The following is an 11,711-nucleotide window of genomic DNA, read 5'->3' on the forward strand; positions in this document are numbered from 1 at the left end:
AAAAATGCTTATAGTGTATTTAGCTTGTTTATATTTTTAATACGACTATTTTTTATATGAGCATTAAGTAATTCGAGCGTATGAGATGACTGCAAAGAAAGTATTAAATATCCTCTATATCGTGTTTTGTGCCTTTTTACTAATGTCGGTTTTTATTGTTGTTTTATTTCTTCAGCATAACTTGAAGCAAACTAAAAATCTCGTTGCTTTAGAAAAATTGACTGCGATGTCGACTGAATTAAAAACAAGCTCAGATTCATTAACACGGTTTGCAAGAATGTACGTAATAACCATGGATGAAAAGTGGCGCATGTTATTTGATCATGTTGTTGATATACGCACAGGCTTTGCCTCACCAGTTGAAAACCCGACCATATATTGGGAACGTTTATCTTTGGCGCCTAAAAGTACAATTCCCCATCGTACTGTACAAAAGTCATGGCCATCATTACTTGAAATAATTCAAAGTAATGATGCGCGCCGTAATGAAGTTGCCGCTTTTAAAAGTGCGTTGGATAGCTCAAATGTTTTGATTGATATTGAGCAGCAAGCGTTTGATTTAATTAAAATAGGAGGACAAGAGAACGTTGCTAACGCTCGGCTTTTGTTGTTTGGAGAAGTATATATAAAAGAAAAAAGTAAAGTCATGTTTTCAATAAATAGTGTACTTGCTGAAATAGAAGCACGAAAGTCCTTAGATTTAAAAAAAGCCGCGGAGCATTTACAGTTAATAAAAGCCCTCGGTATTTTGTGTTTTGGAGGGATAGTAGCCCTGCTGCTTTTTTCATATACGTTATTAAAAGGCAGATATTTTTCACCGATTAAACGGATCCACGATGCTGTATTTACATCTATTAAGCTACATAATCACCAAATTGTTTTACCAAATGATGTTAAAGGGGAGCTGGGTGAGCTTATTGGTGCATTTGAGTTAACGCTTAAAAAGTTAAATTTTAAAATTAGTGCATCTAAACACATTAAAGCTTTTAATCATGCTATTCGTGGAATTCACAAACCTAAAGACATCATCGAAGAGTCATTACAATTTATTTCACTAAACTTTAATTCGCCTAGCTGCGCGATATTTAAAGTAAACGGGAATAACCTAATATTAGATGAATATATAGGTCATATCCCTATTTTTGATGAAAGCAGTGCACAAGCAAAGGCGTTATTAAAAAACCAAAACGTTCAGACGATGACTGCTTTGGAAAATAATTCAATTAAGATCATTGTCAATGGGCAGCAAATCCTAATTCAAGAAGCCCATTTAATGCCTTTAATCGTCAGTGAACAATGTATAGGTGCACTCTACATAGCCTCCACATCTACTTACCATAAAGCGCAAATAGAAACACTTGAAGAAGTATGTAACGACTTAGCGATTGCAATTAAATTAGGAGTCAATATTGAAAAGCAAAATGCAGTTGAGGTTGCCTTATCACAACAGCTAGAGCTTAATCATCATATTATTAATGCGATTCCAAACCCAACATACTACAGAGATAAGCAAGGGTGCTTTATGGGGGTTAATAAAGCCTTTTTAAACTTTATAGATAAATTTGAAGCTGACGTTATTGGCACCACGGTTGACTTTATTTTCGAACAGCAAGCGGCTGCCGTATTTAATGAACAAGCGAATGAAATTATCAAAGATCGAGCGAATGTAGAATATAGCATGGTGACAATGAGCGGTAATGATCAGCCCGTTGAATTAGTGATTTATGAAGCTCCATTTTTTGATAACAAAGGAGTTGTGTCAGGAATTGTTGGGATGTTTCTAGACGTTACAAAACGCAATGAACTTGAGCGAGATCTTGTAGAAGCTAAAGAAACGGCGGACCGTTCTGCAAAAGTAAAAGGTGAGTTTCTTGCCAATATGAGTCATGAAATCCGAACGCCAATGAATGCGATAATTGGCATGGCACATTTAGCGATGGGGGCTCAATTAAATGAAAAACAGGCTAATTATGTTAATAAAATAGACATTGCTGCGAAGCAATTATTAAGATTAATCAATGACATTCTAGATTACTCTAAAATAGAAGCAGGAAAAATAGAGATAGAGCAAACGGCTTTTGGATTGGATAAATTATTAGAAACAGTATCAACAGTTACCAGTATTAAAGCACAAGAAAAAAACTTGGAATTGGTATTCGATATCCCCCCTTCTTTGCCCAATAGTTTTATAGGCGATCCACTAAGATTAAGCCAAGTATTAATCAACTTAGTTGGTAATGCGGTAAAGTTTACAGATTCAGGAAGTGTAACAATTAAGATTGTGGCTGAATCAATTGACGATAAAAATACTGAATTGAAATTCTCTGTCAAAGATACTGGCATAGGTATGGATAGGCAGCAACAAAAAAGGTTGTTCAGTTCGTTTTCCCAAGCTGACTCATCTATCACAAGGAAATATGGTGGCACAGGATTAGGATTAACAATCTCTCAACAGTTAGTAAAACTAATGGGAGGCGAGATTTATTTAGAGAGCACATTAGGTGAGGGATCAGAATTTTACTTTAATGTGAATTTACCTATAAAAGATGAATGTGAATTAAATGGTACTTTACCCAAATCATTTGCAAATTATCAGGTATTGATAGTTGATGATAATGCTCAAGCATTAGATGTTTTGGAAGGTATCCTTGTAAATGCCGGATTACAAATAACGAGACGAGATAATGCAACTGCCGCAATTGAGTTGTTAAGGCACGCTAATGATGATTTCGATCTTTTAATCATGGATTGGCAAATGCCAGAAATGGATGGTTTGAATGCTATAGAGTTACTTAAGAATGAAGACTTATTAGCTAATACAAAGGTTATGTTAACAACAGCGTATGGAAGAGAACTTGAATTAAATGAAGATCAAAAACGCTTATTAGATGCAATTATATTAAAGCCAATAAACCCTTCTTATTTAATAGATTCTTTAGTTGCATGCTTTGGCACATATACATCAGAACAGCCGTTAAAAGAACAAACTTACGCACATGATGCGCTTTTAAACATAAAGCTTCTTTTAGCTGAAGACCAACCTGTAAATCAAGAAATCGCCTATGAGATTTTAACCAGCTTTGGGGCACATGTTGATATTGCAAATAATGGTGAAGAAGCTATAAAGAAAATAGAAAAGGAAAAGTATGACCTTGTTTTAATGGATATGCAGATGCCCGTATTAGATGGGATCAGTGCGACTAAAATCATCAGAGAGGGACTTTCAAATACGGCACTCCCTATTTTAGCGATGACAGCAAATGCTATGCAACAAGATATAAATCGATGCACAAATGCTGGAATGAATGGTCATATAGCAAAACCAATAGATGTAAATATGCTTGTTGAACAAATTTTGCTGCACGTTGCAAAACCCCCTATACAAAAGATGAGGGAGCCAACTTATATTGAGCCTGACTTGACATCTATTGCGAAAACGAAAGTAGTTGAAAAGTATTTAGATGGGGTTAACTTAGATGAAGGAATTGAGCGTGCGGCAGGTAATGAGTTGGCCTATTTCAGCATACTATCAAAATTTTTATCGCAACAAGTGGAAGAGCTAATAAACCTTAAACAGGCAATTACTATAGAAAACTATGAGCTAGCGTCAAATTTATTGCATGCAATTAAAGGTGCCGCTGCGAACTTAGCTGTTTATGTGATCGCAGATAAAATGAAGAACCTAGAACAAAGCTTAAAAGCTAACCTGATCGATGCTCATGATATTGACAGTCTTATTGAATACGTTAAGAAAATAAACCCACAATGTTTAGCAATTATAGAATCAATTAGTTCGAGTAAGCAAAAAATCAACGAAGTTGATAATCAGGGAGGGCTTATCCAAAAACTATCGCAAGCGCTTAAAGATTTTGATACTGAGGCTAGTGAAATCGTCCAATGCTTATCTGTTAGTGATACCCTAGAGCTACAGCAAATAAAAAAACTACAAGAAATGGTGAGTCGTTTTGAATATGTTAAAGCAGATATGTATTTGACTCAGTGCTTGGCCTAGGGCATGTTGACCTTTGTGGATTGAAATTTGTTCAATCTAGGGGCGGTTTAATCGCGGCGCGAGGTTTGGAATCGAGTGGGCTCGATAACTGCTCCTGCGTTATTCTACTGGCTCACATCCATGTGAGAATAAGTAAAAACCGAGCAAAGCTTCCGCGTCCTGCTTACCCCCTTACCGACATCCGTGTAGGTAACAAAGAGTTAATCCCCCCTAGGAAGAACCCTTTGGGCAGAGCTTATTATGCGTTTTTAGGTACTTCGATTTTAAACAGTAGAGTATAAAGTACGGGTACGACAATGAGTGTGAGTACAGTTGCAAATCCTAATCCGAACATGATTGTGACGGCCATAGATTGAAAAAATACGTCAAACAGTAAAGGGATCATACCTAAAATAGTTGTAATTGCAGCCATTGCAACAGGGCGGACACGGCTTACCCCAGAGTCAAACACCGCTTGGTATGGGTCTTTTCCACTGGCTAGCTCAAGGTTGATTTGATCAACTAATACAATGCCATTTTTTATTAACATCCCGCTTAAGCTTAATAAGCCTAATAAAGCCATAAAACTAAATGCGGCGTTCATTAATAATAGCCCCGCGCTTACACCAATAATTGCCAGCGGCACCGTTGCCCAAATAACGAGAGGCTGTTTAACCGAGTTAAATAGTAATACAGTCACTGCAAACATAGCTAAATAACCCAGTGGCAGCGAGCCAAATATTGCTTTTTGCGCTTTGCTGGATGACTCAAACTCTCCACCCCATTGTAACTCGTAACCATGGGGTAATGTAATTGCTTCTATATCAGCACGAACCCGGGCGAATAGTTTAGCGGGGGTCTCGTCGCCAATAACGTCATGATCGGCCATAACAGTGATTGTACGCTTTCGGTCACGGCGCATTATTAAACTATCTTCCCACTCAACAATAAAATCATCGACTACTTGAGTAACCGGAACAAATACACCTAAAACAGGGCTGTAGATTTGTAAGTCACGTAAGCTTTCAACATTGAGCCGTTCTTCAGCAGGTGAGCGGGCAATAATAGGCAATAGTTGCGTACCGTCTTTGTATACACCTACCTTTTTACCGGATAAGCTGGTTAACAGTAATTGATCTAAATCTGTTTTTCCGATGCCTAAACGACGTGCTTTTTGCTCGTTTAATTGAGGGCGGATTAATTTAGAGCGTTCACGCCAATCATCACGTACATTAAATGAACCTGCGTCACTACTTAATATGTCTTTAGCTTGTTTTGCTAATTGGCGTAATATGACAGGATCGGCCCCTGAAAAACGAGCTTCAATTTTTGCATCTGTTGAAGGGCCAATTTCCATGCGCTTTACTTTTAATTTAGCATCGAGAACATTATTGTATTCATAATCACGTACTTTTTTGATCATGGTAGCGACGGCTTCTCTATCTTTTACGCGAATAATCAATTGTCCGTATGCGGGATATGACTTTTCAGGTGCGTAAGTAAGCATAAAGCGCGGAGCACCTTGGCCGATGGTCGTTGTTACATCTTCAACGAGGGGATCTTTTTGTAAAAAGGCTTCAAGTTTTGCTACACCATCTAATGTAGTATGAATGTCAGCACCTTGAGCATGCCAGTAATCAACATAAAACATAGGCGTATTTGAAGCTGGAAAGAATGATTGCTTAATAAACTTAAACCCAAATATAGCGCTCATTAACAGCACGACCATAAGGAGTAATGTTGTTTTACGAAATCGCATCGAGTTACTTAGTAAGCTTTTATATAGGTTAAAGATCACTCCTTGATAAGGGTCATCATCGTGGCTATCTTCTTTAACTTCAGACTGCTTAAACATTAAGTCAGCGTAAAAAGGGGTTAACGTTATGGCGGTTATCCAGCTAAGTAATAGTGAAATTAACAACACCCAAAAAAGGCTTCCAGCAAACTCCCCACTGGCATCAGCGCTTAACCCAATAGGAGCAAATGCAGTGATGGCAATAACCGTGGCACCGAGCAGTGGCCACTTCGTTTGCTCTACAATGTTTACTGCCGCTTTAATTTTTGTTTGACCACGCTTTAGGTTTATCAAAATGCCTTCGGTCACAACGATTGCATTATCAACGAGCATGCCAAGCGCAATGATAAGTGCACCTAAAGAAATTCGCTGTAAGTCGATTGCAAATAGTTTCATAAAGATGAAAGTACCCAGAACCGTTAATAATAAAATAGCGCCAATTAACACACCACTTTTAATTCCCATAAAAACTAAAAGTACAACGATAACAATACCAATAGCTTCTAATAAGCTGATAATGAAGCCATCAACTGACTTTTCGACTTCCACGGGCTGGTTATATACGGTGTTAATTTCCATGCCATGGGGGCGTTGATACTCCATTGATGCTAAATGGGCTTTTATATTCTTACCAATATCGACAACATTAACACCAGTACTGAAAGATACGCCAACCAGTAACGTTTGCTGTTGGTTAAAGCGCATAATATTGTTAGGAAGTTCAGCGTACTCTCTATAAACCTTCGCTACGTCACCTAAATAAATTAGCTCGCTAGCACCTGGTTTTGAAATAAGTAAACTCTCAAGTTCTTTAACGTCTTTAAATTCACCTGTTGGGTGCAAGCGAATTGATTCGTCACCAACGCGGACTTTTCCTGCATTAGATACAGTATTTTGTGATTGTAATAATTGATAAATTCTATTTGGTGCTATACCTAACTGAGCGAGTTTTCGAGTTGAAATTTCAACCATTACTTGCGCTTGTTGTTCACCAGCAACAGTAACTTTACTTACACCATCAACGAGAACGAGTTCACGCTTTAAGTAATCAACATAATTTTTTAGCTCATCATAAGAGTAACCATCGCCCGTAACAGCATACATAACGCCATAGACATCACCAAAATCATCCATTACGGTACTTGGGTATACACCACTTGGTAAAGCGGAGGCTTGATCGTTTATTTTACGGCGTAATTCATCCCATATTTGTCGCAGGTCTTGTTTGCGGTAAGTACTTTTCATCTCAACCGTAATTTGTGATTTACCAGGGGAGGAAATACTAGTCACATAATCTACGTAAGGTAATTGTTGGATGGCGTTTTCAATAGGAAATGTAACTTCTTCTTCAACTTGTTGCGGTGATGCACCGGGATACAGAGTAATAACCATCGCTTTTTTTAGTGTAAATTCAGGATCTTCTAATTGCCCTAAGCCTAAATAAGAGACTGCTCCGCCAATTAAAAGTAGCAGTGCGAACATCCAGCTAATTACTTTTCTTTTTATGGTAAGTTCAGCAATACTCATATTATAAGCCTCGCTCTTTTTGCCAAGGACGAACTTGCATACCTTCTTTTAAATAATGCACACCCGCTGCAACAACCTGTTGATCTTTTGTAACACCAGAAAGAACCTCTATTCCGCTTTTATGGAGTTGACCAACTTCTACAGCTTGTTTAGTTACTTTTTCGCTAACAGCGTCGTAAACCCATACGTAACTATTGTTGTTTGAAGACTCCGTTGGTTCTGAAAATACGGCTTCAACAGGCAATAATGCATACTGTGATTGAGAGTGAGTGATTTTACTTAAATCAATATCAACACGACCAGTCATGCCCGCGAGTAAATTGAAGTCTTTTGGCACAGGTAAAGAAAAAACCACTTTATATGACAGTGTAATAGGGTCTGCCTGCGTATCAAATTCTTTGATTGTGAGTGTGTATGATTTATTTTGAAAACCATCAAATACCACACTAGGCTGATAGTTTGCGTCTTTATCTATACGTGCAATGAGTTTTTCAGGTACTTGAATAACGACGTCCATGAGATCGCGAGTCTCAAGGCGTAAAATATTTTGTTTCGCTTGGATATTTTCAAAGTTTTTAACAAATACTTTTGCCACAGTGCCGCTAAATGGCGCACGTAATTCACTATTATCTAAATTTGTTTGAGCTATTTTTAATGCAGATTCCGCCACCTGCTTATTAGCAAGTGCCTGATCAAGTTCAGATTGACTGGTAATTGATTTATCAAATAATTTTTTTATGCGGTCAAGTTGAGAGTGTGCTAATTCGTAGCGTGCTTTACGTTCTTCGTATTGCAACTGAAAATCTTCAGGATCTAATTTAGCTAGTAATTGATCTTTTTCAACATGCTGTCCAGCCAGAACTGGAAACTTAAGTAACTCACCATTTACTCTAAATGCTAAATATGACCCTTGATTAGCCACAACTTCAGCAGGAAAACTTCGAATCGTTTCGTCAGAGTCACTACCAACCTTAAAAAGCTTAACGGGTCGAATTGTAGCTTGCTGATCGACTTGAATTGGATCTTCTTTGCAGGCAATTAAAGTGAGCATTAATGCTGAGAGTAAAAAGGCAGGCACCAGTTTCATTATCTTCTCCGTGTCATAAAACAATATATTACGTGCAGCATACGCCGCAAACATATAAAATAAAAATTATTAAATTTTAAAAAGATCATAAATAAAAATAATGATGTTTTGGTTGAAGTTATTATGAACCTAGTCCAATTAAAAATGCTCGATGCGATAGTGCGCACTCAAAGTTTATCGCAGGCTGCACTTGCGCTGCATAAATCCCAACCCGCTTTGACACTTGCAGTAAAAAAGCTTGAAAATGAAGTGGGTTTTGAATTACTTGACCGTAACTATTATCGTCTCCAATTGACCGAAAAAGGGCGTATTTTTCATCGAGAAGCAGCACTATTATTAGGTGCTGAGTCTCATTTAATGCAATTAGCCAACGAATTGGCACTAGGGAATGAAGCAAATTACAAAATTTGCTATGAGCAACTATGCCATCAACCGTTTTATAACGATATTATTTGTGATGCGTTTGTAAAGTATACAAGCACGGAGTTTAGTGTAACAAGCGGTAAGCGGTTTGCGTCTTTAGAGCAAGTAAATAAGGCACAAGTGGATTTGGGGATTGGTCCTTGGTTTGATTTATTTCATGCAACAGGAGATTTAGAGAGTCTACCTATTGGGAAGTTAGACATAGGCATTGTTAGTGCTAATGGGTTGTTACCAAATAAAGTTGACTATGAACAATTACAGCAGTACCCATGTTTAGCCATGTTTGAAAGTGATATGAGTTTTGATAGTGAACGTCTATCTTATTCGAAAGGGTCTGCGATGATGAAAATAGATGACGTTTCGACATTAAAGTCATTTTTATTATCAGGCGCAGGTTGGGCAATAATAAGCCTTGCTCATTGTCAAAATGAGTTAGATAGTGGTGCATTACAGCAAATAAACATAATCGATCGAGAGCACACTTTTAGTGCTCAAATTCGTGTTTTTAGACAAAACTCAACGCATCATGGACCTGTTGCAAGGGCTATATGGCGTGATTTTAAACGCTTAAGTAAAGAATATTTAGGAAAATGATATGGAGTTAAGCAAAGAAGAAAAGATTTATACTGTGATGGCTAATATTCCATTAGGGAAAGTAGCCAGCTATGGTCAAGTTGCTGCAATGGCTGGGTTGCCTAGCAACGCACGGTTAGTAGGGCGTTTATTAAAACTGATGCCAAAAGATTCTACCATTCCATGGCATCGTGTTATCAATAGTCAGGGTAAAATTTCTTTCCCTGAAGGCTCTTCACAGTATATAACACAACACCAATTGCTCATCTGTGAGGGAGTGACGTTTAAAAATAACCGTGTAAATATGCGAATTTACCGCTGGCTTTAAATTAGCGCGTTAATAAATATCTACTTATTGAAATATAGTGACAAACGCAGCCTGCAATCACAAAAATATGCCAAACAGCATGGCTAAATTGTCGGTGTTTTGCGCTGTAAAAGAATGTTCCTAAGCTATAGAATATGCCACCTGCAAGTAACCACCATAATGCATTAACGTCTACATTTAAGTACATAGGGTAGATGATTGCGACTGCAAACCAACCCATTAATAAGTATGTTGATAGTGAAACTTTTTTACTTTGGTTTTTGACTACTAGTTTATAAACGACTCCGCCAAGTGCTAAAGACCAAATAAATAATAGGGTGGCAACCGACCATATACCTTGTAGTGATAGCACTAAAAATGGGGTATAGGTTCCTGCAATGAGAATGTAAATAGCGCAGTGGTCACATTTTTTATAAAATGCGCGAACTTCACTCCTTGTACTTGCGTGATATAAAGTTGATGATAAAAAAAGTAGAAATAAACTTGTGCCGTAGATCCCCGCACTTATTATTTCTGCATAGTTTTGTGCTTTTGAAAGCAACTCCCACAACACATAAATTGAAAATAGAACGCCAGCCCCGTGAGACACGGTATTAAGTTGCTCTTCCTTTGGGGAATAAGCATGATCAATCGACATATAAAGCTCTAAAAATAATAATCAAAAACGAGTTTCAGTGTACAAGTGTACGCTGAGTTTGGCAATCTAAATTAATGCACTACTTTTTGGTTTTTTTGACTAAAATGATTGGTTAAAAATATCATGCAATGAATGGTGTATGAATTTTAATTTATTTATTTCTTTTTAAATCAGTGGTTTATTTTTTATTTTCTAGTTGGCACAACCTTTGATTAAGTAATAGCGACTAACTTAATAACACAACAGGGAATACCATTATGAAAAGCATTATTAAATCAGCAGTCGCAGCACTTTTAATTGTCGGTTCTACACATGCAAGTGCAAATGAAGGTGAGTTTGAGATTACACAAGTATTAACACAAAATATAGCAAGCTATATAAAGACGATGAATAAAGAATTAAGTAACTCACTGAAACAAAGCCTATCAATTAATTCGCAGTTATTGATGACTGAAGTTGTAGAAAACACAAGCCGTACTCAGGGTTCAGATCTAGAAAAAATAGTAAAAACTGAGTTGGCAGCTGTTCAATCTCAATCAAATGAAGGGTAATCTAATGAGCAGTGAACTAGGATTATTAGCCTTAATGTTAGCACCTGTTTTCAGTTTATTAGGTGTATATGCATCGTTTGAGCTTATCCGTAATGTGGGGCAGTGGTTTAATATCTGTTAAATAGGTATAACAACAGTAGGTGAATTGATCTTATTTATTGCAAGGCACGTAGAGTAATGCATAGTTAATTGATGTAGTAGGCCTTATGAAACGTGCAATCTTCCCATTACCTGTTTTTTTATTACCACATGGGTATACACGATTACGCATTTTTGAACAGCGTTACCTTGACATGGTCAAAGAGTCGCTCAAAAGTGGGAGTGGTTTTGTATTATGCCAATATGATATTGATTGTTACCTAAATACACCTACCCGGGGTTGCTTGGTTGAGATCGTCGATTTTACCTTAGATGAAGGAGGGGTTTTAGTTATTGACGTGGCGGCGATGTATGCTGTTGAGATAACAGATGTGATTCAAGATAAAAATAAACTACGCTATGGTCAAACATCGAAGACGAAAGAGCCAAATTGGTTCACAGAGCCCCACACTATTGAACGCAGTGATACATGTTTGGTGAGCGCACTAAAAGATTTATTTGCAGATAATAAGCAACTGCGTAATTTGTACCGAGAAACCCAATTTGATAACTTTAATTGGGTGATTGCACGATGGCTTGAACTTCTTCCTATTTCAATAGATAAAAAACAACAGCTTGCGTATAAATCTGACTTTGCGAATATCCACACTTTCCTACATACTGTCATTAATAACGAATTTACCTAAATATATATGATCCA

General features: G+C 37.3%; 8 protein-coding genes. 5 read left to right on the plus strand and 3 right to left on the minus strand.

The annotated features are described in order from the left end of the window. The first annotated feature begins 85 nt into the window (after window positions 1–85). The gene (locus HJP15_RS00685; RefSeq protein ID WP_170172827.1) at window positions 86–4,012 is read left to right on the plus strand and encodes a response regulator; all 3,927 of its coding nucleotides are present in this window, start codon (window positions 86–88) and stop codon (window positions 4,010–4,012) included. Window positions 4,013–4,250: 238 nt separating this feature from the next. Here HJP15_RS00685 and HJP15_RS00690 read toward each other — a convergent pair whose 3' ends face one another. Next, the gene (locus HJP15_RS00690; RefSeq protein WP_054454661.1) at window positions 4,251–7,313 is read right to left on the minus strand and encodes an efflux RND transporter permease subunit; all 3,063 of its coding nucleotides are present in this window, start codon (window positions 7,311–7,313) and stop codon (window positions 4,251–4,253) included. Window position 7,314: 1 nt separating this feature from the next. Then, complete coding sequence (locus HJP15_RS00695) at window positions 7,315–8,400, minus strand: efflux RND transporter periplasmic adaptor subunit (protein WP_054203789.1); 1,086 nt, start codon at window positions 8,398–8,400, stop codon at window positions 7,315–7,317. 123 nt (window positions 8,401–8,523) lie between these two features. Between HJP15_RS00695 and HJP15_RS00700 the strand changes: the two genes are divergently transcribed. Beyond that, a complete protein-coding gene (locus tag HJP15_RS00700; protein ID WP_054203788.1) occupies window positions 8,524–9,417 on the plus strand; it encodes a LysR family transcriptional regulator in 894 nt (297 codons plus the stop codon). Window position 9,418: 1 nt separating this feature from the next. Then, window positions 9,419–9,724: an MGMT family protein gene (locus tag HJP15_RS00705; RefSeq protein ID WP_054203787.1), complete on the plus strand. Its 306-nt coding sequence runs from the start codon at window positions 9,419–9,421 to the stop codon at window positions 9,722–9,724. Window position 9,725: 1 nt separating this feature from the next. On the opposite strand, the gene trhA is transcribed toward HJP15_RS00705, so the two are convergent. Then, the gene (gene trhA / locus HJP15_RS00710) at window positions 9,726–10,361 is read right to left on the minus strand and encodes a PAQR family membrane homeostasis protein TrhA (protein ID WP_054203786.1); all 636 of its coding nucleotides are present in this window, start codon (window positions 10,359–10,361) and stop codon (window positions 9,726–9,728) included. Window positions 10,362–10,618: 257 nt separating this feature from the next. Here trhA and HJP15_RS00715 point away from each other — a divergent pair, with 257 nt between their 5' ends. Together HJP15_RS00715 and HJP15_RS00720 are read left to right on the plus strand one after the other, a co-directional pair. Further along, on the plus strand, window positions 10,619–10,912 hold the full coding sequence (locus HJP15_RS00715; RefSeq protein ID WP_170172828.1) for a hypothetical protein: 294 nt from the start codon (window positions 10,619–10,621) through the stop codon (window positions 10,910–10,912). A gap of 206 nt (window positions 10,913–11,118) precedes the next feature. Next, complete coding sequence (locus HJP15_RS00720; protein ID WP_170172829.1) at window positions 11,119–11,697, plus strand: LON peptidase substrate-binding domain-containing protein; 579 nt, start codon at window positions 11,119–11,121, stop codon at window positions 11,695–11,697. The last annotated feature ends 14 nt before the right edge of the window (window positions 11,698–11,711 follow it).

Source organism: Pseudoalteromonas sp. NEC-BIFX-2020_002 (assembly GCF_013002825.1).
GTDB lineage: Bacteria > Pseudomonadota > Gammaproteobacteria > Enterobacterales > Alteromonadaceae > Pseudoalteromonas > Pseudoalteromonas neustonica.